This is a genomic window from Actinocorallia populi (genome assembly GCF_002995495.1).
In the GTDB taxonomy this organism is placed as follows: domain Bacteria; phylum Actinomycetota; class Actinomycetes; order Streptosporangiales; family Streptosporangiaceae; genus Actinocorallia; species Actinocorallia populi.
Genome location: NZ_PVZV01000004.1, coordinates 242408 through 266422 on the forward strand (window position 1 = coordinate 242408; position 24015 = coordinate 266422).

Below are 24015 nucleotides of genomic sequence, written 5' to 3' on the forward strand. Positions count from 1 at the left end.
CCGTAGTCTTGAGACACAACGACGCGGGGTGGAGCAGTTCGGTAGCTCGCTGGGCTCATAACCCAGAGGTCGCAGGTTCAAATCCTGTCCCCGCTACGAGACTGAGGCCCCCGTGGTCGCGAACCTTTGGTTCGCTTCCGCGGGGGTCTCTTCGCTTTTTCCGGGGGGCGACCCCCGGAGCCCCCGATGTGGGGGCAGGCCCCCACGCCCCCTCCTGTGGTGCCGCTTTCTCGTGGTGCTGTGGAAGGGGGCTTTGTCTTGCGCTCGTTCTCTGTCTGGGTGCTGCCTTTGTGGTCGGGGGGAGGGGGCTGGGGGTCTGGGGCCTGGGGGGTCTGGGGGTTAGGGGGTGGTGAGGGTGTGTCTTAGGTGGGTGATGGTTTTTTGGTTCAGGTTCAGGGTGTTGTGGAGGTAGTGGTTGAAGGAGCCGTATTCGGTGTTGATGCCTTCGAAGAAGGCGTTCAGGTAGTCGGGGTGTTGTTCCAGGAGGGGGCGGACCAGGTCGCTGTCGATGCCTTTGCTCTCCAGGAGGGCGTAGGTCCTCTGGTGGGAGGCGGCCAGGTGGGTGTTGGAGAGGGTGAAGTCGTCGGTGATGGTCTGGTGGGGGACGCGGAGGAGGGTGAGGATGACGGCGGACATCACGCCGGTGCGGTCCTTGCCCGAGGTGCAGTTGTAGACGAGGGGGGTCTGGGTCTCGTCGGCGAGGCGGAGGAGGACGTCTCGGAAGCCGGCTTGGACCTCCTTGCTGGACGCCAGGCCGCGGTAGCTGTCGAGGACGATCTGCCTTGCCTTGCCGTTGCCGAGCATCTCCTCCAGGACGCTGGCGTCGCCTGAGGCCAGTGCTGCGGTGAGGGCTGCGGCCAGGGCGTTGCCGCTTTCGTCGAGCAGGGGGATGGCGACGGTCTTGACTCCTTCGGGGAGTCGGTTGGGGCCGGATTTGGCGATCTCGGCGGGGCCGCGGAAGTCGACCGAGGTGGTGACGCCGAGGGAGGTCAGGTGGGCCTTGTCGGTTTCGGTGGCTTCGGAGAGGTCGTCGCTGCGGTAGATCAGGCCCCAGCGGATCGTGCGGTTGTCTTTGGTGGGGTAGCCGCCGAGGTCGCGGGTGTTGTGGGGGCCGTCCAGGGCGATCTGGCGGGTGGCGGTGATGGGGCCGCGGGCGTTCGCCGAACGTTTGGGGGCGATCTCGAAGTACCAGCGTCGGCCGGGTTCCAGGTTCGGGACGTCGGTGCCGGAGGATGTGGTCTGGGCGACCAGGTGGCCTGAGCGTGAGGGGTCGCGGGAGTCGGTGGAGGCGTAGACGTAGGTCTTGCCGGGTTTGCGGGCGGTCCAGGTGAGGTTGTGGGTGCCGTCCGCCGTTCGGGTGACGGTGACCTGCGTGATCCGGGGGCCGTTGTTCGGGTGGGCGGAGGCGGCGGGTTGGACGGCGCCGAACGCGATGATCGCGCCCAGGGCGGTGAAGCCCGCGCGGCGCGGGACGGACGTGGGGGGATTCAAAGGGGGCTCCCTTCTTGCATCGGGTTGATCACCCGATGAGCCCCGACAGGCTCGCAAGGCATGACGTAAGTCACATTCGAGGTCCCGCTGATTGGGACGTCTCGAAATCAGAATTCGTCATGGCCGTTTTACGGTCCGTGTCGGTGGCCTGCGGAAGTTCGCCCCCGGGGCGCGGGGTCAGGGGATCTGCGCGGCGATCTCGTGGGTGAGGGCCACCAGGTCGGGAGGGAGCCGGTCGAGGCGGGAGTCCAGGTCGTCGCGGAAGTGGTGGCGCTCCACCCGGGGGGCGGGCAGGGAGGTGGGCATCCAGGCCGAATGGATCATGAAGGGGACGGTCCTGCCGGGGGGCGGGGCCAGGACGGCGACGGGGCCGCGGGAGACGGCGGCGGCGTCGAAGAGCTCCAGGCGGAAGCGGTCGTCGTTGTGGACGAGGACCAGCAGGTGGCCGTGGTGGCCGCCGGGCGAGGACCCGGCGTAGCGGGAGCGGCCCGCGGCGTTCAGGGGGCCTCTGGGGACGAAGCAGGGGGAGGTGGGGTAGTCGTCCAGGGCGAAGGTCCACTCGCTCAGCGGCCGCAGGGACTCGCGGTCCAGTGACGTGAGGACCGCGGGGGTCTCCTCACGGGGGAACAGGCCGGGGTCCACGCGGTCTCCGTAGTTGCGCAGGGCCCGCTGGTTGACGGCCTCGGGGTGGAAGCCCAGGTGGATCAGATGGTGGCGGGTGGGGGCGAGCTGCCCCTCGAAGGACCAGTCGACGGCGGAGAGCTCGGCCTGCCAGTAGCGCTCCGGATCGCGGAGGCGGGCGCGTTCGGTGATCTTCCCGGTGCCCGGGTCGAAGCGCAGCAGGGTGGTCAGCGCGGGGGACATGCCGTGGCAGTACATGCCGCGCAGGGCAGGGTCGACGGGGCGGCCGTGGGCGTCCAGGTCGTCCTCGCGCAGGTACATGCCGATGTCGACGCCCTCGGAGTGCTCCATGACGACCTCCACGCCGTCGGAGTCGTCGTACCTGGCGTAGAAGTGGTTGACCTCGGGGGCCAGCCGGAACTCGGTGCAGGGGACGCTCCGCGCGCCGGGGACGAGGTCGTCCTTGCGGATCAGCAGGACCGGGCCGTCGGGGTTGTTGGCGACGGTGCGGTCGGCTCCGAAGACCTCCTGGACGTCGACCTTGTAGGCGGTGTCGGCCAGCACCAGCCAGTCGCGGGTCTGGGTGATGGTGTGGGTGGCCTGGGGCAGGACGGCGCCCTCCACCTCCCAGCGCCGGACGCGCCCGCCCGTGCCGTCGTAGCGGACCACCGAGACGGCGCCGGTGAGCACGTCGCGGCTGACGGTCCACATGCAGCCGCGCTCGGGGTCGATCACCGGGTGGGCGGTGGTGGAGACCAGCGGCAGGACGGGCTGGTCCAGGGCGGGCCTCCAGTCGTCGCGGTGGCCGACCTCGGCGACGAAGCCCAGGGTCACCGGGTCCACCTCCACCGGGCGGCCGGCGTCCCAGGTGGCGAACAGGCGGTCGCCCCAGGGCAGCGGCGCGGTGTTGGCGGCGTTGACCGAGCCCCACGGGGAGTTCGTGCCGACCGGGCCGGGGGTGAACAGGTCGGGACGCGCGCGGCGCAGCCGGACCGACGGGGTGTCGATCACCCGGGGCCGCCAGGCGAAACGCCCGTGCCCGTCGGGGCTCAGGTCCAGCCGGACCATGATGCCGTCGCCGAAGAAGGCGTGCAGCGGGCGGGTGCGCTGGTCGGAGGTGCTCACCAGGAGGTGGCCGCCGATGTCGTCGGGCCAGCGGCCCGCCACGACGGTCAGCTCCAGGTCCTGGGGGTCGTCCTTGCTGAGGATCGAACGGGGGATCGGCATGCCGCCAATCAAACGTGCGGGTGCCGGAGCGTCAAGGCTTCTGAGGACATTCGTCGTCAGAATCATCGGGACATCCGCTCGGGCGACGGCCGCTTTGCCGGTACGGCCGCGCGCAGATGGGTATTTCCCGTTCAGCGCGCCCCAACGGACGGGAAAGAAGATCTGAGGTCGACTTGACGCTCGAGGAACTGGACGTGGCCGCCGAGTCCGGCCGGATCGACACGGTGATCATCGCCTTCACCGACATGCAGGGCCGCCTGCAGGGCAAACGCCTGACGGCCCGCTACTTCCTGGAGGAGGTGGCCGGCGGCGGCGCGGAGGCCTGCGACTACCTCCTGGCCGTCGACGTCGACATGAACCCCGTGGACGGCTACGCCATGTCCTCCTGGGAGCACGGCTACGGGGACCTGGTGCTCCAGCCCGACCTGTCCACCCTGCGGCAGGTGCCGTGGCAGCCGGGCACCGCGCTCGTCCAGGCCGACCTGCGGTGGCACGACGGCCGCGAGGTCGCCGCGTCCCCCCGCCAGATCCTCCGCCGCCAGCTCGACCGGCTGGCCGAACGCGGCTGGACCGCCCACGTCGGCACCGAGCTGGAGTTCGTCGTCTACAACGGCACCTACGAGGACGCCTGGCGGCGCGGCTACCGCGAGCTGACCCCGGCCAACCTCTACAACGTCGACTACTCCCTGCTCGGCGGGGCGCGGGTCGAGCCGCTGCTGCGGCGCGTCCGCAACGAGATGGCCGGCGCCGGCATGTACGTGGAGTCGGCCAAAGGCGAGTGCAACCGCGGCCAGCACGAGATCGCCTTCCGCTACGCCGAGGCGCTGCGCACCTGCGACGACCACGCGGTCTACAAGACCGGCGCCAAGGAGATAGCCGCGCAGGAGGGGATGTCCCTGACCTTCATGGCCAAGCCGGACGAGCGGGAGGGCAACTCCTGCCACATCCACCTGTCGCTGCGCGACCGGTACGGCACCCCGGTCATGGCGGGAGACGGCCCGCACGGCCTGTCGCCCGAGGGGGCGTCCTTCATCGCCGGCCAGCTGGCCTGCATGCGCGAGCTGACCCTGATGTACGCGCCGAACATCAACTCCTACAAGCGCTACCAGCCGGGATCGTTCGCGCCGACCGCGATCCGCTGGGGACCCGACAACCGCACGTGCGCGCTGCGGCTGGTCGGGCGGCACTCGTCACTGCGGGTGGAGAACAGGGTGCCCGGCGGCGACGTCAACCCCTACCTCGCGGTCGCCGCGATGATCGCCGCGGGGCTGCACGGGGTCGAGAACGGGCTGGAGCCGGGAGAACCCTGCGACGGCAACGCCTACGACCTGGCCGGGGGGCCCACGGTCGCCCGGACGATGCGCGAGGCGCTCGACGACTGGGAGTCCGGCACCCTGGCCGCCGCGGCGTTCGGGGACGAGGTCGCGGCCCACTACGCCCACTACGCGCGGTCGGAACTGGCCGCCTACGAGCGGGCCGTCACCGACTGGGAGCTGTTCCGGGGATTCGAGAGGCTGTAGATGCAGGTGGTCAACCCGGCGACCGGCCGGGCTGTGCGGACCGTGCCGGAGACCTCCGCCGAGGAGACCGACGCGGCCGTCGTCCGCGCCGTGGCGGCCTCCGCCTCCTGGCGGCGGGTCGCTCCCGGCGACAGGGCGCGGCTGCTGCGCGCCTTCGCCGCGCAGGTGGACGCCCACCTGGAGGAGCTGGCCCGGCTGGAGGTGCTGAACGCCGGGCACCCGATCGGGCAGGCCCGCTGGGAGGCGGGCAACCTGCGGGACGTCCTGCTGTACTACTCCGCCGCCCCCGAGAGGCTGACCGGGCTGCAGATCCCCGTCCCGGGCGGGGTGGACGTCACGTTCAAGGAGCCCCTCGGGACCGTCGGGGTGATCGTCCCCTGGAACTTCCCGATGCCGATCATGGGCTGGGGCCTGGCGCCCGCGCTGGCCGCGGGCAACACCGTGCTGGTCAAACCCGCCGAGTGGACGCCGCTGACCGCGCTGCGCGTCGCCGAGCTCGCGCTGGAGGCCGGGCTGCCCGAAGACGTGTTCCAGGTGCTTCCCGGCCGTGGCCCGCTCACCGGCCGGCGGCTCGCCGAGCACCCCGGCGTACGCAAGATCGTCTTCACCGGCTCGACCCGGGTCGGCCGGGAGCTCATGGCCGCCTGCGCGCCCGGGATCAAACGGCTCACCCTGGAACTGGGCGGCAAGAGCGCCAACATCGTCTTCGCCGACGCCGACCTGGAGCGCGCCGCCGCCACGGCCCCGTACGCGGTGTTCGAGAACGCCGGGCAGGACTGCTGCGCCCGCTCCCGGATCCTCGTGCAGGCGTCCGCCTACGAACGGTTCATGGAACTGCTGGAGCCGGCCGTCGAAGGCGTCGTCGTGGGCGACCCGTCCGCCGAGGAGACCGAGGTAGGACCGCTGATCAGCGCCGAGCACCGGGCGAAGGTCGCCTCCTACGTCCCCGACGGCGCCCCCGTGGCCTTCCGCGGCACCGCGCCCGACGGGCCCGGCTTCTGGTACCCGCCGACCGTCCTGGCCGCGACCGACCCCCGCGACCTCCCCGCCTGGCACGAAGAGGTCTTCGGACCCGTCGCCACCGTCGTGCCCTTCACCGACGAGGCCGACGCCGTCCGGATCGCCAACGACACCGCCTACGGCCTGTCCGGCTCCATCTGGACCCGCGACCTCGGCCGCGCCCTGCGCACCGCCCGCGCCGTCGAAGCGGGCAACCTGTCGGTCAACTCCCACTCCTCGGTGCGCTACTGGACGCCCTTCGGCGGCTTCAAACAGTCCGGGCTCGGCCGCGAACTCGGCCCCGACGCCCTCGACGCCTTCACCGAGACCAAGAACGTCTTCCTGGCCACAGAACCTTGAACGGAGCCACCGGCATGCAACGACTCGCGGGCAGGATCGCCGTCGTCACCGGAGCCCTCGGCGGGATCGGCCTCGCCACCGCCCGGCGCCTCACCGCCGAAGGGGCCACCGTCGTCCTGGCCGACCTCGCCGAACCCGAAGAGGGCCGCAGGTACGCCGACGAACTCGACGGCCTCTACCTCAAGGCGGACGTGACCGACGAAGAAACGGTGGAAGCGCTCTTCCGCACCGCCCACGACACCTACGGCACCGTCGACATCGCCTTCAACAACGCCGGAATCTCCCCACCTGAAGACGACTCCATCCTCCAAACCGGACTCGACACCTGGAAACGCGTTCAAGAGACCAACCTCACCAGCGTCTACCTCTGCTGCAAACACGTCATCCCGTACATGCGCGCCCAGGAAAAAGGCTCCATCATCAACACCGCGTCCTTCGTCGCGCGCATGGGCGCCGCCACCTCCCAGATCTCCTACACCGCCTCCAAAGGAGGCGTCCTCGCCATGACCCGCGAACTCGGCGTGCAATTCGCCCGCGAAGGCATCCGCGTCAACGCCCTCTCCCCGGGCCCCGTCAACACCCCCCTCCTGCGCGAACTCTTCGCCGAAGACCCCGAACGCGCAGCCCGCCGCCTCGTCCACGCCCCCATGGGCCGCTTCGCCGAAGCCGACGAGATCGCCGCCGCCGTCGCCTTCCTCGCCTCGGACGACGCCTCCTACATCACCGCCGCGGAGTTCCTCGTCGACGGCGGCATCACCGGCGCCTACGTCACACCCCTGTGACCAGGCACGGAACCCCGGTTTGCGTAAGCACGCCAGGCCCCATAACCTTTGAACACAACGACGCGGGGTGGAGCAGTTCGGTAGCTCGCTGGGCTCATAACCCAGAGGTCGCAGGTTCAAATCCTGTCCCCGCTACGAGAATGAGGCCTCCGTGGTCGCGAACCTTCGGTTCGCTTCCGCGGGGGTCTCTTCGCTTTTTCCGGGGGGCGACCCCCGGAGCCCCCGATGTGGGGGCAGGCCCCCACGCCCCCTCCTGTGGTGCTGCTTTCTCGTGGTGCTGTGGAAAGGGGCGGGGTTTTGGTGGGGCTTGGGTTTGGGTTTCGAGGGGGTGGGGCTCTGGTTTGCGTAAGCACGCCAGGGGTCATAGCCTTTGAACACAACGACGCGGGGTGGAGCAGTTCGGTAGCTCGCTGGGCTCATAACCCAGAGGTCGCAGGTTCAAATCCTGTCCCCGCTACGAGAATGGGCCTTCGTGGTCGCGAATCTTTGGTTCGCTTCCGCGGGGGTCCTTTTTTTGTTGTTTTTTGGGAGAGGTTCTTGTGGTTCGGCCTTGGGTGGGGGGTGTGGGGGAGGGCTTTCTGGGGGGAAGGATGGGGGTATGGCGCAGACGTGTGGGCATCTGGACCAGGTGGACGTGGGGGCGGGGCCCTCGGGGGAGGGGTGCGAGGAGTGCTCGCGGAGCGGGGGGCGGTGGGTGCATCTGCGGATGTGCCGGACGTGTGGGCATGTGGGGTGTTGTGATTCGTCGCCGAACCGGCATGCGACGGCGCACCGGGCGGCCACGGGGCATCCGGTGGTGTCCTCCTTCGAGCCGGGGGAGGACTGGTGGTGGTGTTACGAGGACCAGGTGATGTTCGGGGTCGAGGGGGCTCCGGATTATGCGCATTCGTGAGATTCGTGTTGCATGGGCGCATGATCCAGGTGGATGAGGGCGCCGAGCGGGGCGCCGGGCGGGCCGGGGCGGCTGAGCAGGGGGAGCAGGAGCGCAAGGCGGTCCTGCTGACCGTCGACGATGATCCGGCGGTGTCCCGGGCGGTGGCGCGGGACCTGCGGAAGCGGTACGGGCGGGAGTTGCGGGTCGTGCGGGCCGGGTCGGGGGGCGAGGGGCTCGAGGTGCTCCGGGAGCTCAAACTCCGGGGGCAGCGGGTGGCGGTGGTGCTGGCCGACTACCGGATGCCGGAGATGAGCGGTATCGAGTTCCTCGAGGCGGCGATGGACCTCTTCCCGCGGGCGCGGCGGGCGCTGCTGACGGCCTACGCCGACACGGACGCGGCCATCGCGGCGATCAACGTGGTGGACGTGGACCACTACCTGCTCAAGCCCTGGGACCCGCCGGAGGAGAAGCTCTACCCGGTGGTGGACGCGATGCTGGAGGCCTACCGGCGGGAGCCCGACGCGCCCGTCGCGGAGACCAAGGTGATCGGGAACCGGTGGTCGCGCCCGTCGTACGAGGTCCGCGACTTCCTGGCGCGCAACGCGGTGCCCTACCGCTGGCTCTCGGACTCCTCGCCCGAGGCGGTGCGCCTGCTCAAGGCGGCCGAGGTGGAGGGCGGCGAGCTTCCGGTCGTGATCACTTCCGAGGGGACGGCGCTGGTCGCCCCCTCCGGCGCGGAGCTCGCCGACGCGGTGGGGCTGTCCACCACCCCGGCCACCGACTTCTACGACCTGATCGTCGTGGGGGGCGGGCCGGCGGGGCTGGGGGCGGCCGTCTACGGGGCCTCCGAGGGGCTGCGGACGCTGCTGGTGGAGCGGCAGGCCACCGGAGGCCAGGCCGGGCAGTCGTCGCGGATCGAGAACTACCTGGGCTTCCCCGACGGGGTGTCGGGGGCGCAGCTCACCGACCGGGCGCGGCGGCAGGCCGTCAAGTTCGGCACCGAGATCCTCACCTCCTGCGACGTCGTCGGGCTGCGGGCCGAGGGGCCGGCGCGGGTGCTCACCTTCGGCGACGGGCGGGAGATCTCCGCGCACTCCGTGATCATCGCGACCGGGGTGTCCTACCGGGAGCTGGAGGCGCCCGGGGTCGCGGACCTCACCGGCCGCGGCGTCTTCTACGGCTCGGCGATGACCGAGGCCGCCCACTGCACGGACGAGGACGTCTACCTCGTGGGCGGCGCCAACTCCGCGGGCCAGGCGGCTGTCTACTTCGCCAGGTACGCGCCCTCGGTCACCCTGCTGGTGCGGGGCGAGTCCCTGGAGGCGAGCATGTCCCACTACCTGATCGAGCAGCTGCGCGGCCTGGACAACGTGCACGTCCGGCTGCGGACCCAGGTCACCGGGGCGTTCGGCGACCAGGGCCTGGAGCGGTTGTGCCTGACCGGCCCCGAGGGCGGCGGCGAGGAGGTGCCCGCGGGCCACCTCTTCGTCTTCATCGGCGCCCGCCCGCACACCGACTGGCTCGAGGGCGTGGTGGAACGCGACGAACGCGGCTTCATCCGGACCGGCACCGACCTGGTGGTGGACGGGCGGCGGCCGGCCGACTGGCTGCCCGACCGCGATCCGTGGCTGCTGGAGTCCAGCATGCCGGGCGTGTTCGTGGCCGGCGACGTGCGGTCGGACTCGGTCAAGCGGGTCGCCTCCGCCGTCGGCGAGGGTGCGATGGCGGTGACGCTCGTCCACCGCTACCTGGGCGCGTCATGACCGGGCGCCTGGGCCCGGCGGAGCTGCGCGAACTGTTCCTGTTCGAGCACCTCGACGACACGCAGCTCGACTGGCTGGCCGGGCACGGCTGGGTGGAGGACGCCGAGGCCGGCACCGCGGTGCTGGCCGAGGGCGCGCCCGCCGAACGGCTGGCGGTGCTGCTGTCCGGCACGCTCCGGCTGTGCCAGCGGGTCGGCAGGGACGAGGTCGAGGTCGTCCGCACCGACCAGGCGGGCGTCTACGCCGGAGCCACCCGCGCCTACCTGCCCGAGGGCGACACGCAGTACACCGCCACGGTCTGGGCGGTCACCGGCTGCCGGTTCTGGTTCCTGAGCAGCGCCGACTTCTCGGAGTTCATGCACCGCTGGTTCCCCATGGCCATCCACCTGCTGGAGGGCCTGTTCCTGGGGATGCGCGCCAACCAGGCGGTCGTCGCCCAGCGCCAGCAGCTGCTCGCGCTGGGCGCGCTGTCGGCGGGGCTGACCCACGAGCTCAACAACCCGGCGGCCGCCGCCGTCAGGGCCGCCGACGCGCTGCGCGGGCGGGTCGCCGGGACGCGGCGCAAGCTGGCGATGCTCGCGCACGACCAGATCGACCCGCGGCTGCTGATGCTGCTCGTCGACGTGCAGGAGGAGGCGGTCCAGCGGATCGCGGCGGCGCCGAAGCTGAGCGCGGTGGCCGAGGCCGAACGCGAGGACGAGCTGACCGACTGGCTGGAGGACCACGAGGTGGGGGAGGCCTGGGAGCTGGCGCCGATCTTCACCGGGGCGGGCACCACCACGGACTTCCTGGACCGGCTGGCGGAGTCCGCGCCCCCGGGGCTGCTGGAGGGCGCGGTCCGCTGGCTGGCCTACACCCTGGAGGCCGAGCTGCTGCTGGGCGAGATCACCGAGTCGGTCACCCGGATCTCCAGCCTGGTCGGCGCCGCCCGGCAGTACTCCCATCTGGACCGGACCCCCTACGAGCGGGTGGACGTCCACGAGGGCCTGGAGAGCACCCTGGTCATGCTGGGGGCCAAGCTGGAGGGCGTGCGGGTGGTCACCGAGTTCGACCGGTCGCTGCCGCCCGTGCCGGTGTTCGCCGGGGAGCTCCACCAGGTGTGGACGAACCTGATCGACAACGCGGTGCAGGCCATGGGCGGCTCCGGCACCCTGACCCTGCGCACCGCCCCGGACGGCGACCACGCGCGCATCGAGGTCCGCGACACCGGCCCCGGCGTGCCCCCGGAGCTCAGGGGCCGCATCTTCGAGCCGTTCTTCACCACCAAGCCGGTCGGGCAGGGCACCGGCCTGGGCCTGGACATCTCCTACCGGATCGTGGTCGGCCGCCACGGCGGCGACCTGAACGTCGAGTCCGAGCCCGGCGACACCCGGTTCATCGTGCGGCTTCCCCTGAGAGATCGGCCTTCGTCGGAGGGCGCTGCGGAGGATCGGGGAGAAGCGGCCGGATCCGCACCCTGAAGGCGGCGCGGTTGTCCTCCTCCGTCAGTTCCGGGGTCTGCGAGTCCACCTGGAGGGCGATCCGGGGCCTGGCCGACGCGGCGTCGGACTCGCGCAGCCGCGCGGCCTTCAGCTCCAGCGGCACCAGCCGGTGCCCGGCGGAGCCGATCCGCTTCCACCGGCAGGTGATCGTGGTGACGCCCTCGGGGGAGAGGCTGGAGGCCGCCCGGCGGCAGCCGGAGGTGTCGGTCGCCGTCAGCTCCTTGGGCAGGGTCACGGTGAGCACGGGCCGGACGGCTTCGGCGGGGCCGCCGTTGGCGACGTTGACGAACGCCGTCCCCGTCCGTCCCGGCCGCAGCGACCACAGGTCCCCGGCGACGGTCAGGTCGGCGGAGGAGGGGTCGAGCCGGGCCGGGTCGAGCCAGGCCGGGTCGGCGGTCGCGAACGCGTCGCGCGCCGGCACGGGCGGCACCGTTTCGGGCAGGGCCGCGGGCAGGGCCGCCGCCGTCCCCGGCAGGGCCAGGGCCGCGGCGGACCAGAGGGCAGTCCAGATCGTCCATCCGCTCACGGCATCGAGTGGTAGCAGGACACCGCGGCCGCGGCCTCCCGCCGCTCCGGAGGCGGCGGGAAGAGCACGCGTTCTTGGGCGGGGCGTGAAGAACCGGCCGGCCGGACCGGCTACTTGTACCGGGGCGCGGACCGGAAGGCGCGCCCGGCCGGGGTGGGGGAGCCGTCCGGGTCGTACAGGCCGGTGCCGCTGCGGTCCGTGGGCAGCGCGAACCAGGCGTAGCGCTTGACGTAGGGCTCGCCGCGGAGCATCTTCGCGGCCTGGCGGAGGAACGCGGCCTGCTGCTTCTGCGACGGGTAGCGGGGCGCGCCCCGGGTGAAGTCGGTCAGCGCGAACTCCGTCAGCCAGATCGGCTTCTTGTAGCGCTTGTGGACCTTGCGCAGGTAGCTCCGCAGCTGAAGGGCCGCGGGCTTGGCGCGGAAGTCCGCGCCGTACCAGTGCAGGGTGATGAAGTCGACGCGCAGCTTGCGCTTCTTGGCGCCCTTCATGAACCGGTCGAGCCAGCCGCCGGGCAGCTCGCCGCCGGTGGCGACGGACGGGCTGCCCAGGATCAGGCCGGTCCGCACCAGCCGCGGCCACAGGTCCAGCGCCTGCTCGACCGACATGTTCGCCTGGTCGCCGAGGTCGGGCTCGTTGAAGCCGAGCAGGTAGCGGTAGCCGCGGCCCTTGACCTTGGCCACGTCGTCGATGGTGGCCGCACGGTGGATCATCGGGACGAACTCCACGCCCGCGGGCGCGGCGATGCCCGCCCGGTCGGGGCCCCAGCCGTAGAACCAGCACGCGCGGGAGTTCTTGATCGAGGCCTTCGACTTCGGGTAGGCCCAGGTCGCCACGCCCTTGAAGCAGGGCTTTTTGCGTTCGGCCCGGTCGCCGGCGGCGCGCTTGTCGAGCATCGGCGGGACCTGCTGCCCGGCCAGGGGGGCGCGGTCCGAGCCGGTGGCGCCGACGACGTCCCGGGGTTCGGCGGCCGCGTGCACCCGCGGCTCCTGCCGCGCGCCCTCCTTGGGCCGGGCCTCGGGCACCTGCTCCTCCTGCGCGCCCGGGGCGACCGGCTGCGGGCTGACCCAGCCCACCGGGCGCGGGTCGCGCTGGTCGGTGATGACGTATCCGGCCAGCCCGGTGAGGGACGCGGCGAACAGGCCGACGGCCGCGGCCTCCAGGGAGCGGCGTTTCGTGCGGGCGGAGGGCACGCGCATGATGGCTTTCGACTCCGGGGGATCGGGTATCCGGGGACTGCAACTGTCTCATAGATCATTAAGTTCCGTCCGCTTCCATCCGAAAGGGTGCCGTGTAAGTTGACTGTCCGATGCGGAAAGGGGAACCGGATGCGGGTCTGGGTGCCGGGTGCCATCGGTGTTGCCGCCTTGCTCACCCTCTCCGTGGACCTCGCCGTCATCGCCGCCCAGCAGGACGAGGACGCCGCGCTGGACGAGCTCCAGGTCTCGCACGAGGTGGCGCACACCCCGGGCCAGGAGACCCGCACCATCACGGTCGCGCCGCTGCGCCACCGCCACACCCCCCACCTGCTGGCCGCGGGCACCGCCACGCTCCCCGCCGACGTGGTGGCCGAGGTCAAGAAGCTCAAGGGGGTCGAGGCGGTCGAGGTGGTGGACGGGGCGCGCACCCAGGTCGCCGGGCGGCAGATCGGCCTGCTGGGCGTGGACCCCTCGACGTTCCGCAACCTCGCCCCCAAGCAGACGGCCAAGCTGGACGGGCTGTGGCGCAACGTCGCGGGCGGGGACGCGGTCATCTCCTTCCAGGGCGCGAAGCTGGGCACCGTGGTCGCGGCGGGCGCCACCGGCAGGGGCGCGAGCGTGCGGATCGGCGCGGTCGCCCCGATCGGCATCCCGGGCGTGGAGGCCGTGGTCTCCCGCGAGCAGGCCCAGCGGCTCGGCCTGGCCAGCGGCAACGCGATCGTGGTGAGCGCGCCGAAGACGGACCTGAAGAAGCTGCGCGGCAGGCTGGCGAAGCTGCTGCCCGCCAAGACGAAGGTCACGGTCCTGCCCCGGCAAACGACGGGTTCGGTGCAGGTGGCGGGCACAGCGCGGTCCCCGCTGAGCGGGACGGCGGGCTGCTCGGCGCACATGCAGGCGGTCCGCAACGAGGTGGACGCGCTGATCGGCCCGTTCCTGGCGATCGGCTGCGCGCGGCCCGGCGACCCCCAGGACCACGGCACCGGCAACGCCTCGGACTTCATGCTGAGCTCGGGCGGCCGGATGCCGGGCGAGGCGTGGATGGCCGTGGGCGACCGCACCGTGAACTACCTGATCGCCAACTACGGCAGGCTGGGGATCAAGTACATCATCTGGCGCCAGCACATCTGGAACGAGCGGGTGTGCAAGTGCTGGCGGCTGATGGAGAACCGGGGCAGCATCACCCAGAACCACTTCGACCACGTGCACGTCTCGGTCGGCCGTTAGCCGCCCACCTGGCCGGGTAAGGGGCGGAACATGACCGTTCCGCCGATTCCCGAGAGGCCGGCCCCGCCGCCTCCGCCCAGCCCGATGCCCGATCCGGTGCCGGAGCCGAATCCGGTACCGCCCGCGCCGCAGCCCGCGCCGCCTCCGCCGGCCGAGCCGCAGCCGGTGCCGCCGGAACCCGGCCCGGGGCCGTCCCCGGAGCCCGACCCCCGGCCGGTATGAGCCGCCGGTTCTGTCGGTGGCCGCTCCTATGCTGCCGGCATGAGCCTGGATTCCGCCCTGCACGAAACGACGCCCGCCGAGCAGAACGTCCCGCCCGCGCGGCTGGAGCTGTCGGCCGACGAGGCGCGGCGGATCGCGCTGCGGGCCCAGGGCCTGCTCGGCGCGCCCGACCGGCGGGCGGGGGTGCGCGGGGTGCTGCGCGCGCTGGGCGCGGTGCAGCTCGACACGATCTCGGTGCTGGCCCGTTCGCACGAGCTGATCCCCTACGCCCGGCTGGGGGCGGTGGGCAGGGCCGCGGTGGAGGAGGCCTACTGGGGGCGGGGCACGTCCTTCGAGTACTGGTCGCACGCCGCGTGCGTCCTGCCGATCGAGGAGTGGCCGCTGTTCGCCTTCCGGCGCCGGGAGTACGCGCGGCGCGGTCACCGCTGGCACCGGATGGAGGACAGGGAGCGCTCCTGCGCGGCGGTGGCGCGGCGGTTGCGCGAGGAGGGCCCGCTGACGGCGTCGGACCTGGGCGCGAGCAGCGTGCCCGGCGGCACCTGGTGGGACTGGTCCGAGTCGAAGATCGCGATCGAGTGGCTGCTGGACGTCGGCGAGGTGGTCTGCGTGGAGCGGCGCGGCTGGAAGCGGGTGTACGACCTGGCCGAGCGGGCGGTCCCGGCCGCCCTGCGCGAGAACGAGCCGGACGACGAGACCTGCCTGACCGCCCTGGTGGCGCAGGCGGGCCGGGCGCTGGGCGTCGCCACGCGGGCCGACCTGGCCGACTACCACCGGCTGCGCGCCGCGCAGGTCGACCGGGTGGTCGAGGCGGCGGGGCTGGTGCCGGTGCGCGTCGCGGGCTGGGGGCGTCCCGCCTGGGCCGACCCGGCGGCCCTGGAGTCCCCGCCGCGCGGCAGGCACCGCACCACGCTGCTGTCGCCGTTCGACTCGCTGGTCTGGGACCGGCCGCGCACCGAGCGGATCTTCGGCTTCACCCACCGGCTGGAGGCCTACGTGCCCAAGGCCAGGCGCGTGCACGGCTACTTCGCGATGCCGCTGCTGGCCGGCGGGCGGCTGGTGGGCCGGGTGGATCCGGCGCGGGAGGGGTCCACGCTGGTCGCACGGCAGATCTCGCTGGACGGGCCCCGGTGCGTGGAGCCCGCCGCGCGGGCGCTGCAGGAGGCCGCCCGCTGGGTGGGATGCGACTCCGTCGCCGTGGAGAGGGTCCTGCCCGCGCAGCTCGCCCCCGCGCTGGGTTCGGCGTTGCGTTCCTTGTCATAGCCGGACGAAAAGCGCTCTGGGCAACTACCTCCCCCGTGAGTAACATCGGCCCGGTCCGCATCGTTACCCTACGGTTCGGTAACCCCGTCGGTGCCGCTGCGGCAGCGGTCGCGCACACATCCTTTTGGCGTTGGAAGGACCTTCGATGACCTCGTGGCTCCGAGACTGGTTGGACAGGCCGAACCCGGAACGGGGGGTGCACCTGGCCGACGAGGAGGGCGGTTGGGAGTACCGGAGCTACGACCGGATCGCGTCCTCGGCCAAGCGGGTCGCCGCGGCGCTGGCCGAGGAGGGCGTGGGGACCGGCGACGTCGTCTGCGCGATCATCCCCACCGACCACGACCTGATCTCGACGTACTTCGGCGTGTGGGCGTCCGGCGGCGTGATCTGCCTGATCACCCCGCCGCTGTTCCAGACCGGCGAGGAGTACGTCGACCACGTCGCGGCGATCCTGCGCCAGGCGAAGCCGAAGCTGACCGTCGCCAGCACCGATCTGAAGGAGCTCACCGCCCGGTGCATGGAACGTGCCGGGCTGGAGGGCGAGCCGTGGGTGCCGCGGGAGGCCGCGGTCGAGGCCCCGCTCCAGCCCGCGTCCGAGCTGGCGCTGATGCAGTTCACCTCCGGCTCCAGCGGTGAGCCGCGCGGCGTGCGGGTCACCTGGGAGAACCTCGAGGCCAACTCCGAGCTCATCATCCGCGCGACCGGCTACCGGGAGGGCGACGAGGTCAACTCCTGGCTGCCGCTCTACCACGACATGGGGCTGATCGGCGCGTTCCTCACCCCGGTCACCCGGCAGGGGACCCTGCACCTGATGCGGCCCGACCAGTGGATCCGCGACCCCAAGCGCTGGCTGGAACGCTTCACCGTCGCCCAGTTCTCGGCCTGCCCGCCGTTCGCCTTCTCCTACATGGCGCGGCGGCTCAAGCGCGAGCAGGTCGCGGACCTGGACCTCTCGGGCTGGCGCAGCGTGATCGTGGGCGCCGAGCCGGTCGACCCGTCCGGCCTCGAGGCGTTCGCCCAGCTGCTGGAGGGCACCGGCTTCGAGCGCACGGTCTTCCGCCCCGCCTACGGAATGGCCGAGACGACGCTGTGCGTGACGATGTTCGACGGCAGCTCCTCGCCGCTGGCCGTCCGGGTCGAGACCGACTCGCTGAACTTCGGCGAGCCGGTGCGCATCGCCGAGGAGCGGCTGGTCGGTCCGGAGTCGCTGAACGACAAGGCCGGCTGGATGGTCGGCTGCGGCACGCCCGACCCGGAGCTTCCCGTCCGCATCTGCGGCGAGGACGGCAAGGAGGTGCCCGAGGGCTGCCTGGGCGAGGTCGTGGCCGGGGGCGTGTCGGTCTGCGACGGCTACCACGCCGGGGCCGAGGGCAAGTCCACCCGCTTCATCGACGGCGAGGTCTGGACGGGCGACGCGGGCTTCTTCCACCGGGGCCAGCTGTTCGTGCTGGGCCGGATGGGCGACAGCCTCAAGGTCCGCGGCCGCTCGGTCTACGTCGAGGACCTGGAGACCAAGCTCTCGGAGGTCACCGGGCTGCACAAGGGCAGGCTGACGGTCGTGGCGGTGCCGGGCGTGGGCAGCCGCGGCGTGGCGCTGTTCGTCGAGGCCGACGAGGGCGCGTGGACGGCCGAGGCCCGGCGCTTTCTGGCCCGCCGGCTGGACGACGCCGAGCTGACGATCGTCACGGGCCCGCGGGGTCTGATCGAGCGCACCTCCTCGGGCAAGCCGCGCCGCCGCTACATGTACGAGCAGCTGCAGGCGGGCGCGCTGGAGAACATCCAGGTCCTGGCCTGACGGCCGCGGAAGGCGAGACGGCCGGGTGGGAGACCACCCGGTCATTTTTCTTGCCGCCGCCCCTTGACCGGGCACCGCTGTAAGTATTGACTTACCCTCCGGGAGGGGCATGTGCCGGACATGACCACTCCGCCCGTCCGCGAGGGCGGGCTTCCCGTCACCCTGGAGCGTGTCAAGTGAGAGTCGCCATCACCGGAGCAGCCCGCGGCATCGGCCTCGCCACCGCCAAGGCGCTGAAGGCCAAGGGCGCGGCCGTCGTCATCGGTGACATCGACGAGGAAGCGGTGCGGTCCGCCGCCGGGGAGCTCGGCGTGACGGGGTTGGGGCTGGACGTCACCGACCGCGCTTCCTTCCGGGATTTCCTGGCCGGATCCGGCGATTACGACGTGCTCATCAACAATGCGGGGATCATGCCCATCGGGCCGGTTCTGGAGGAGACGGAGGCCGACGCCCGGCGCTGCTTCGACATCAACGTCCACGGTGTGATGACCGGTACCAAACTCGCGCTCGAGAAGTTCATTCCCGCGGGCAGGGGACATGTCGTCAACGTCGCCTCGGTGGCGGGCGTGCTGCCCACCCCGGGCCTGGCCCTCTACAACGGGAGCAAGGCGGCCGTGGTCGCCTTCACCGAGGCCGTCCGGCTGGAGGTGAGGCGGCACGGTGTGCACGTCAGCGCCGTCCTGCCCTCCTTCACCAACACCGAGCTGGTGGCCGGCACCCGGAGCCCCCGGGGGCAGAAGAACTGCGAGCCGGAGGACATCGCCGCCGCGGTCGTCTCCCTCCTGGCCAGGCCGCGTCCGCAGGTCGTCGTCCCGGCCGCGCTGGGGCCGCAGATCAGGTCGATGCCGCTCGTTCCGCAACGGGTGAAAGACCTGCTCAGCAGGCGTTTGGGACTCGACACCATCTTTCTCGAGTTCGACCACGGTGCACGTAAGTCCTACGATGAGCGCATCCGCTCGTGAAGTATCACGTTTCGGCGGCTCGCGTCGCATTTGCGACGTGAGCAGCCTAAACTCTCCCGCGTGACTGACGAGCAGCCGGTTTTTGTAGACGGCACCGGCAAACGCCGCAAGCTCTTCCAGGTCGCGGGGGTTATCTCGGGGGTCGTCATCGCGGGATATGCAATCGCACTCGGGGTGAGTTTGGGGACGGGGACAGAGGTACCGCTCACTACATGGGTGGTGCCCGAAAAGAAGACGCGGTCGGCCGAGAACGCGAAGCTCCGGCGCAAGACCGTGGTGCCCTCCGCCGTGCCGCAACCATCCGTTCCCGTCTATGTCCCCCCGGTGGTGTCCCCTTCGGCTAGCGTCACTCCGACGGAGACCCCGACCCAGACCCAGGCTCCGCGTCCGACGAAGACGGCCACCTCCCGGCCGACCGTCATCACCAAGAGCCCCAAACCCACCCCGTCCACCCCGACTGAGACAGCGTCGCCGTCTCCGAGCGCCACCCCCACGGCGACGCCCCAGCCGCCCGGCGAGACCGATCCGGGCGTTCCGCCCGCCGAACCGCCGGTCCAGGAGAAGAAGACCGCCGAGGAATGAAACAACGCGATCCCCGCGCGCACTGGTTCCTGCTCGCCTTCGGGTGCTTCCTGCTGAGCTGCATCCTGCTGATGAACGGTTACGTCAGCGGGGCGGTCGGCGAGGTGCCGCGCAAGCCGGTGGACGAGTCCGGCCAGGCCCCACCCGAGGTGACCCAGGGCGGGCCGGTGGTCAACACCCAGGACGGCGACCTCCGCTCCGTCCACATGCCGCGCAAGACCATCGCCCTCACCTTCGACGACGGGCCGGACCCGCGGTGGACGCCGCAGATCCTGGACGTCCTGAAGAAGCACAACGCGCGAGGCAGTTTCTTCATGGTCGGCGGCAACGTCGCCAAGCACCCGGAACTGGTGCAGCGGGTGCTGGCCGAGGGCCATGAGATCGGCAACCACACCTACACGCACGCCGACCTGGCCGACGCGCCCGAGTGGCGGATCAAGCTGGAGCTGAACCTCACCCAGCGCGCGCTGGCCGGGGCCGCGGGCGTCAAGACCACGCTGATGCGCCTGCCCTACTCCGGCAGCCCGCTGGGCACGACCGGCGCGCAGTGGAAGGCCGCCCAGGTCGTGGGCGACTCCGGCTACCTGGTCGTCTTCACCGACGGCGACACCAAGGACTGGCAGCACCCCGGCGTCGACACGATGGTCGCCTCGGCCGTCGACTCCGCCAAGGGCGGCCGCGGCGCGATCATCATGCTGCACGACGCGGGCGGCGACCGCGCGGACGTGGTCAAGGCCGTCGACAAGATCATCACCACGCTGCAGCCGAAGGGCTACCAGTTCACCACGCTCGCCGAGGCGCTGAAGCTGCCCAGGTCCGAGGTCGCGGCCTCCGACCAGGACCAGATGATCGGCAAGACGCTGGTCTTCACCCAGAACTTCGCGGGCTGGCTGGTCAACGCGCTGGCCGTGCTGTTCGGCGTCGCCGGCGTGGCGTGCGTGCTGCGGCTGGTGGTCCTCATCGGCTTCGCGCACGTGCACGTGCGCCGCGTCAGGGAGCGCAAGAAGGACGACCTCCCGGAGATCAGCCCCTCGCTGACGGTCATCGTCCCGGCCTACAACGAGGAGGTGGGCATCGCCGCCACCCTCCGCTCGCTCCAGGACAACGACTATCCGGGCGAGCTCGAGATCATCGTGGTGAACGACGGCTCCGACGACCGCACGTCCGAGATCGTGGGGGAGATGACGGGGCCGGGCCTGCGGCTGATCGACAAGGAGAACGGCGGCAAGCCGTCGGCGCTCAACGCCGGCATCGCCGCGGCGCGGGGCGACGTCATCGTCATGATGGACGGCGACACCGTCTTCCAGCGCGACACCCTGCGCAAGCTCGTGCAGCCGTTCACCGACCCCAAGGTCGGCGCGATCAGCGGCAACGCCAAGGTCGCCAACCGGGACGGCATCTGGGGCCGCTGGCAGCACATCGAGTACGTGATCGGGTTCAACCTCGACCGGCGCATGTTCGACCTGATGCAGTGCATGCCGACCATCCCCGGCGCGATCGGCGCGTTCCGCAAGGAGGTCCTGGACGCCGTCGGCGGGCTCAGCGACGACACCCTCGCCGAGGACACCGACCTCACCATGTCCATCAGCCGGTCCGGCTGGCACGTGGTCTACGAGGAGACCGCCATCGCCTGGACCGAGGCGCCGTCCTCGCTCCAGCAGTTGTGGCGGCAGCGGTACCGCTGGTGCTACGGCACCATCCAGGCGATGTGGAAGCACCGCTCCTCGCTGCGCGAGTCGTTCGGCCGGCGCTGCCTGAGCTACCTGGTGGGCTTCCAGGTGCTCCTGCCGCTGATCGCGCCCGCCGTGGACATCTACACCCTCTACGGCGTGCTGTTCGGCGACCCGGTCAAGTCGCTGGTGACCTGGCTGGTGTTCGTGCTGCTCCAGGCGGTGGCCGGCGCCTACGCCCTGCACCTGGACCGCGAGCGCGTGCACCCGCTGTGGGCGCTGCCGCTGCAGCAGTTCGTCTACCGGCAGCTGATGTACCTCGTGGTCATCCAGTCGCTGGTCACCGCGGTCATGGGCAACCGCCTGGCCTGGCAGACCATCCGCCGTACCGGCACCTTCGCCGACCCCGACTCGGCGGTCGGCAGGCATATGGCCGCGGAGCGGCGGGACGACGCGAAACGAGAGGACAAGACGACCACGCACGCGTAGCCGTCCGGCACCGCCGAGGTCGCCGGCCGGGGTTCAGTGGTGCTCCTGCACCCCGGAGATCACCGCGAACTCGGCGTGCCAGGGATCGTGGACCACGGAGAGGCGGCCGGCCGGGCTGTCGATGAACGGGCTCATCTGGCCGCCGCCGAGCTCCTTGACCTTGGCGACGGCCTGCTCGACGTCGTCCACGGCGAAGTAGACCACCCAGTGCGGCGGGACCTCGGCGGGAACGTCGACGGGCATGGGCAGCATGCCCCCGACGGCCTTCTCGTCGACCTGCCAGCGGGTGTAGTAGGCGTCGCCTCCGGGGGTCCAGCCGAACACCGCGGAGTAGAACTCGTGCGCCGCGGCGGGGTCGCGGGTGAGCAGTTCGCTCCAGGTGAACGCGCCAGGCTCGTTGACCAGCTCGCATCCCTGGTGCTGCTCGGCCTGCCACAGCGGGAGGAAGGCGTTCTCCCTGTCGCGCAGCCCCGCCATCCGCCCGGCGTGCATGACCTGGGTCTGCGGGAGCGCGACGCGCCCGCCGGCCGAGGCCGCCTTCTGGAGCGCCTCGCCGAGGTCGGCGACCGCGACGTAGCTGTGCCAGCCCGCTGGAAGGTCCTCGTGGAACACCGGGCCGATCCCGGCGACCTTCTTGCCGCGCAGGTGGAACAGCCCGTACCCGTGCGCCTCGGGTTCGGCCTCGAAACCGGCGCGCCAGCCGAACAGCGCGCCGTAGAACCCGGCGGCGCCCTGGGTGTCCGGGGCGGACAGGTCGACCCAGCAGGGCACGCCCGGCGGGTAGCTTCGTCGTTCGGACATGCCTCCATCCTCACCGGAGGCCGTCCCGACGAATCGGGGTTTGTGGCAAGCTTTACCGGTTTTACCGGAAGTGTCAGTTCGCCGGGCCGGTCACCCGGCGCCCCCGCCGGGGCCCGGACTCAGGGGCCCAGGCGTTTCCTGCCCTGGGCCCGCACCCGGCTCCGCTGGGACGGGTCGAGCAGGAGGTAGGCGGCGACCGGGACGGCGATCAGCCCCAGGATGACCAGGGTGGCGAGCAGGTTCGGCAGGATCAGCCACAGGACCACGGCCGCGGCCCCACCGGCGAGTACGATCTTGGTGCGCGGGGACATGGGTCCACCTTTCCTCGACGCTGCCTGAGCAACGTGCACGCCGCGCCGCCGGTTCCCGGCCGTTCGTCCGGCGCGAGCCGCCGTGCGCCGCCGGGCGTGCGCCTCCGCCGCGGATCAGGGGGCGAGCAGGCGCAGCACCTCGTCGTGCAGGAGCCCGTTGGTGCACACGACGCTGCCGCCCTCGGGCGTGGCCTCCCCCGACAGGGAGGTGAAGCGCCCGCCGGCCTCCTCGACGATCACCTGCAGGGCCGCCAGGTCCCACAGGCTGACCTCGGGTTCGGCCGAGATGTCCACCAGGCCCTCGGCGACCATCATGTGCGACCAGAAGTCGCCGAACGCCCGGGTGCGCCAGCAGGCACGGGTGAGGTCGAGGAAGGGCTCGAGGCGGCCGCCCTCCTCCCAGCCGCTGAGGCTGGAGTAGGAGAAGGAGGCGTCGGCCAGCCCGGAGACCCGGGAGACCCGCATGCGCTGGGCCCGGGCCAGGCTGCTCCCGGTCCAGGCGCCGCCGTCGCGCGCCGCCCACCAGCGTTTGCCCAGGGCGGGCGCGGAGACCAGGCCGACCACGACCCGGTCGTCCTCCATCAGCGCGATCAGGGTGGCCCAGGCGGGCACGCCCCGGACGAAGTTCTTGGTGGCGTCGATCGGGTCGACCACCCAGCAGCGCCGCCCGTCCCCGCTCCTGCCGTACTCCTCGCCGACCACCGCGTCGCGGGGCCGCGCCCGCTCCAGGGCGCCGCGGATGTGCTCCTCCACGGCGCGGTCGGCGTCGCTCACCGGGGTGAGGTCGGGTTTGGTCTCCACCCGCAGGTCCAGTGCACGGAACCGCCGGGTGGTCAGGTCGTCGGCCGCGTCCGCCAGGACGTGGGCGAGACGGAGATCATCAGAGTATCCATCGGCCACGACGTGGAAATCTACTGTATCCGGCCGGTCCCGTCACCGGCGTGGAGCCTCCGGCGCGGGCGGCGGAGTGGGAGCATGAGGAGATGCCCTACCTCTTGCCGGACTGGGTGGCGGAGCTGACCGACCCGCGCCGTGCCGAGACGATGGAGGAGCTGGCCGACCGGCTCGTCCCGCTCGCCGAGCAGGCCATCGACGTGTCCAAGCGCCTGCGCGAGCAGCTCGCGCTGCTGAACGCGCCGTTCCAGGCCGAGGCGCTGCACGGCCTGATCGAGGAGCTGAACGCCCGCGCCGCCCAGGCGTTCACCGAGGTCGAAACCGAGATCGAGGACACGGTCGGGGACCGCCTCGCCCGCATCCTCGAGCACGCGGCGGGCCGTCCCCTGCTGCGCGAGCGGCTGGCCGCCGAGCTGCTGCCGGTGCTGGAGCGCCAGCGGCGGTTGTTCGGCGAGCGGGTCGGCGCGCGCACGGCGGGCGCGGTGCAGAGCGCGGCCGGGACCCTGCTGGACCGGGCGGGGGAGTTGTCGGAGGCGGCGGGCGCGATGGTGCAGCAGGTGCTGCCCGCCGTCCAGGAGGGGCTGGTCCTGGCCGAGCGCGCCTTCCGGCTGGCGAGCCGGGTGCGCAGGGCGGGCCGGGGCCCGGTCCCCGAGGGGCCGGCGCTGGAGGCGGGGGAGCTGGCCGGGGTCTGCGAGGAGACACTGGCGCGGCTGGAGCTGGAGTGGTCGGTGATCGGGGCCCGGTCCCGGGCGGTGCGGGCCGCGCTGCGCGGGGTGGAGGAGAGCGCGTTCAGCGAGGTCACCCAGGCGATCGCCGAGTGCGTGGCGGAGCTGGCGCCCGAGCACGCCAGAGTGCTGGACGAGGCGGAGGAGCGGGCGCTGGAGCTGCTCGGCAAGAGTTAGATAACACCCTCTACCGGAAAATCGGTCAATACGGGACCATGGTGAGGTTTCCGAACAAGAGGA

20 protein-coding genes and 3 tRNA genes are annotated in these 24015 nt (G+C 71.7%); 16 read left to right on the plus strand and 7 right to left on the minus strand.

All coding sequences use genetic code 11. The features are described from left to right. Positions 1-22 precede the first annotated feature (22 nt). Positions 23-96: transfer RNA gene (locus C2865_RS17840), tRNA-Met, on the plus strand. 243 nt (positions 97-339) lie between these two features. Here the strand turns inward: C2865_RS17840 and C2865_RS17845 are convergent. Both C2865_RS17845 and C2865_RS17850 read right to left on the minus strand, forming a co-directional pair. Beyond that, positions 340-1491, minus strand: coding sequence for a tyrosine-protein phosphatase (locus C2865_RS17845; RefSeq protein ID WP_157963780.1), 1152 nt, complete (start codon positions 1489-1491; stop codon positions 340-342). A gap of 177 nt (positions 1492-1668) precedes the next feature. Further along, the gene (locus C2865_RS17850; protein ID WP_106399619.1) at positions 1669-3339 is read right to left on the minus strand and encodes a carotenoid oxygenase family protein; all 1671 of its coding nucleotides are present in this window, start codon (positions 3337-3339) and stop codon (positions 1669-1671) included. Positions 3340-3455: 116 nt separating this feature from the next. Between C2865_RS17850 and C2865_RS17855 the strand changes: the two genes are divergently transcribed. The 8 genes from C2865_RS17855 to C2865_RS17890 all read left to right on the plus strand — a co-directional run bounded on the left by C2865_RS17855 (position 3456) and on the right by C2865_RS17890 (position 11097). Further along, positions 3456-4859, plus strand: a complete 1404-nt coding sequence (locus C2865_RS17855) for a glutamine synthetase family protein (protein ID WP_106399620.1) — start codon at positions 3456-3458, stop codon at positions 4857-4859. Next, the gene (locus C2865_RS17860) at positions 4860-6218 is read left to right on the plus strand and encodes an aldehyde dehydrogenase family protein (protein WP_106399621.1); all 1359 of its coding nucleotides are present in this window, start codon (positions 4860-4862) and stop codon (positions 6216-6218) included. It abuts the gene before it with no gap. A gap of 14 nt (positions 6219-6232) precedes the next feature. Then, positions 6233-7000: a 3-oxoacyl-ACP reductase gene (locus tag C2865_RS17865; RefSeq protein WP_106399622.1), complete on the plus strand. Its 768-nt coding sequence runs from the start codon at positions 6233-6235 to the stop codon at positions 6998-7000. 61 nt (positions 7001-7061) lie between these two features. Next, positions 7062-7135, plus strand: a tRNA-Met gene (locus C2865_RS17870). Between the two features lie 248 nt (positions 7136-7383). After that, positions 7384-7457 (plus strand) — tRNA-Met (locus C2865_RS17875). Positions 7458-7598: 141 nt separating this feature from the next. Next, positions 7599-7892 carry a UBP-type zinc finger domain-containing protein gene (locus C2865_RS41445; RefSeq protein ID WP_106399623.1) on the plus strand — a complete coding sequence of 98 codons (294 nt, stop codon included), beginning with the start codon at positions 7599-7601 and terminating at the stop codon, positions 7890-7892. Between the two features lie 20 nt (positions 7893-7912). Then, a complete protein-coding gene (locus C2865_RS17885) occupies positions 7913-9637 on the plus strand; it encodes an NAD(P)/FAD-dependent oxidoreductase (RefSeq protein WP_106399624.1) in 1725 nt (574 codons plus the stop codon). Continuing rightward, the gene (locus C2865_RS17890) at positions 9634-11097 is read left to right on the plus strand and encodes an ATP-binding protein (protein ID WP_106399625.1); all 1464 of its coding nucleotides are present in this window, start codon (positions 9634-9636) and stop codon (positions 11095-11097) included. The genes C2865_RS17885 and C2865_RS17890 overlap by 4 nt, the downstream gene beginning before the upstream one ends. Here the strand turns inward: C2865_RS17890 and C2865_RS39450 are convergent. Beyond that, positions 11012-11644 carry a hypothetical protein gene (locus C2865_RS39450; RefSeq protein WP_157963781.1) on the minus strand — a complete coding sequence of 211 codons (633 nt, stop codon included), beginning with the start codon at positions 11642-11644 and terminating at the stop codon, positions 11012-11014. The genes C2865_RS17890 and C2865_RS39450 overlap by 86 nt on opposite strands. A 110-nt stretch (positions 11645-11754) precedes the next feature. Further along, positions 11755-12840, minus strand: a complete 1086-nt coding sequence (locus C2865_RS17895) for a glycoside hydrolase family protein (protein WP_198653409.1) — start codon at positions 12838-12840, stop codon at positions 11755-11757. A 129-nt stretch (positions 12841-12969) separates the two neighbouring features. On the opposite strand from C2865_RS17895, the gene C2865_RS17900 reads away from it, so the two are divergent. From C2865_RS17900 to C2865_RS17930, 6 genes are all read left to right on the plus strand, one after another. Beyond that, positions 12970-14064: a VldE C-terminal domain-containing protein gene (locus C2865_RS17900; protein ID WP_106399626.1), complete on the plus strand. Its 1095-nt coding sequence runs from the start codon at positions 12970-12972 to the stop codon at positions 14062-14064. Between the two features lie 261 nt (positions 14065-14325). Further along, positions 14326-15546: a winged helix-turn-helix domain-containing protein gene (locus C2865_RS17910; protein WP_106399628.1), complete on the plus strand. Its 1221-nt coding sequence runs from the start codon at positions 14326-14328 to the stop codon at positions 15544-15546. A gap of 145 nt (positions 15547-15691) precedes the next feature. Beyond that, positions 15692-17341 (plus strand): AMP-binding protein, encoded by a 1650-nt coding sequence (locus tag C2865_RS17915; protein WP_106399629.1) that lies wholly within the window; start codon positions 15692-15694, stop codon positions 17339-17341. Positions 17342-17517: 176 nt separating this feature from the next. Continuing rightward, entirely contained in the window at positions 17518-18303 is a 786-nt protein-coding gene (locus tag C2865_RS17920; RefSeq protein WP_106399630.1) for an SDR family oxidoreductase, read from the plus strand. Between the two features lie 60 nt (positions 18304-18363). Next, positions 18364-18885, plus strand: coding sequence for a hypothetical protein (locus C2865_RS39455; protein WP_157963782.1), 522 nt, complete (start codon positions 18364-18366; stop codon positions 18883-18885). After that, on the plus strand, positions 18882-21044 hold the full coding sequence (locus C2865_RS17930) for a bifunctional polysaccharide deacetylase/glycosyltransferase family 2 protein (protein ID WP_106399632.1): 2163 nt from the start codon (positions 18882-18884) through the stop codon (positions 21042-21044). Before C2865_RS39455 ends, C2865_RS17930 begins: the two co-directional genes overlap by 4 nt. A gap of 33 nt (positions 21045-21077) precedes the next feature. On the opposite strand, the gene C2865_RS17935 is transcribed toward C2865_RS17930, so the two are convergent. From C2865_RS17935 to hisN, 3 genes are all read right to left on the minus strand, one after another. After that, complete coding sequence (locus tag C2865_RS17935; protein ID WP_106399633.1) at positions 21078-21845, minus strand: VOC family protein; 768 nt, start codon at positions 21843-21845, stop codon at positions 21078-21080. A 119-nt stretch (positions 21846-21964) separates the two neighbouring features. Beyond that, positions 21965-22156 carry a hypothetical protein gene (locus tag C2865_RS17940; protein ID WP_106399634.1) on the minus strand — a complete coding sequence of 64 codons (192 nt, stop codon included), beginning with the start codon at positions 22154-22156 and terminating at the stop codon, positions 21965-21967. A gap of 114 nt (positions 22157-22270) precedes the next feature. Next, on the minus strand, positions 22271-23056 hold the full coding sequence (gene hisN, locus C2865_RS17945; protein ID WP_106399635.1) for a histidinol-phosphatase: 786 nt from the start codon (positions 23054-23056) through the stop codon (positions 22271-22273). A gap of 83 nt (positions 23057-23139) precedes the next feature. Between hisN and C2865_RS17950 the strand changes: the two genes are divergently transcribed. Next, positions 23140-23952: a hypothetical protein gene (locus tag C2865_RS17950; RefSeq protein ID WP_157963783.1), complete on the plus strand. Its 813-nt coding sequence runs from the start codon at positions 23140-23142 to the stop codon at positions 23950-23952. The last annotated feature ends 63 nt before the right edge of the window (positions 23953-24015 follow it).

Excerpts from the sequence above, each read along its gene's own strand:
- C2865_RS17850 (WP_106399619.1), bottom strand. The coding sequence starts at position 3,339 with ATGCCGATCCCCCGTTCGATCCTCAGCAAGGACGACCCCCAGGACCTG.
- C2865_RS17855 (WP_106399620.1), top strand. The coding sequence starts at position 3,456 with ATGGGTATTTCCCGTTCAGCGCGCCCCAACGGACGGGAAAGAAGATCT.
- C2865_RS17860 (WP_106399621.1), top strand. The coding sequence starts at position 4,860 with ATGCAGGTGGTCAACCCGGCGACCGGCCGGGCTGTGCGGACCGTGCCG.
- C2865_RS17865 (WP_106399622.1), top strand. The coding sequence starts at position 6,233 with ATGCAACGACTCGCGGGCAGGATCGCCGTCGTCACCGGAGCCCTCGGC.
- C2865_RS41445 (WP_106399623.1), top strand. The coding sequence starts at position 7,599 with ATGGCGCAGACGTGTGGGCATCTGGACCAGGTGGACGTGGGGGCGGGG.
- C2865_RS17885 (WP_106399624.1), top strand. The coding sequence starts at position 7,913 with ATGATCCAGGTGGATGAGGGCGCCGAGCGGGGCGCCGGGCGGGCCGGG.
- C2865_RS17890 (WP_106399625.1), top strand. The coding sequence starts at position 9,634 with ATGACCGGGCGCCTGGGCCCGGCGGAGCTGCGCGAACTGTTCCTGTTC.
- C2865_RS17895 (WP_198653409.1), bottom strand. The coding sequence starts at position 12,840 with ATGCGCGTGCCCTCCGCCCGCACGAAACGCCGCTCCCTGGAGGCCGCG.
- C2865_RS17900 (WP_106399626.1), top strand. The coding sequence starts at position 12,970 with ATGCGGGTCTGGGTGCCGGGTGCCATCGGTGTTGCCGCCTTGCTCACC.
- C2865_RS17910 (WP_106399628.1), top strand. The coding sequence starts at position 14,326 with ATGAGCCTGGATTCCGCCCTGCACGAAACGACGCCCGCCGAGCAGAAC.
- C2865_RS17915 (WP_106399629.1), top strand. The coding sequence starts at position 15,692 with ATGACCTCGTGGCTCCGAGACTGGTTGGACAGGCCGAACCCGGAACGG.
- C2865_RS17930 (WP_106399632.1), top strand. The coding sequence starts at position 18,882 with ATGAAACAACGCGATCCCCGCGCGCACTGGTTCCTGCTCGCCTTCGGG.
- C2865_RS17935 (WP_106399633.1), bottom strand. The coding sequence starts at position 21,845 with ATGTCCGAACGACGAAGCTACCCGCCGGGCGTGCCCTGCTGGGTCGAC.
- C2865_RS17940 (WP_106399634.1), bottom strand. The coding sequence starts at position 22,156 with ATGTCCCCGCGCACCAAGATCGTACTCGCCGGTGGGGCCGCGGCCGTG.
- C2865_RS17950 (WP_157963783.1), top strand. The coding sequence starts at position 23,140 with ATGCCCTACCTCTTGCCGGACTGGGTGGCGGAGCTGACCGACCCGCGC.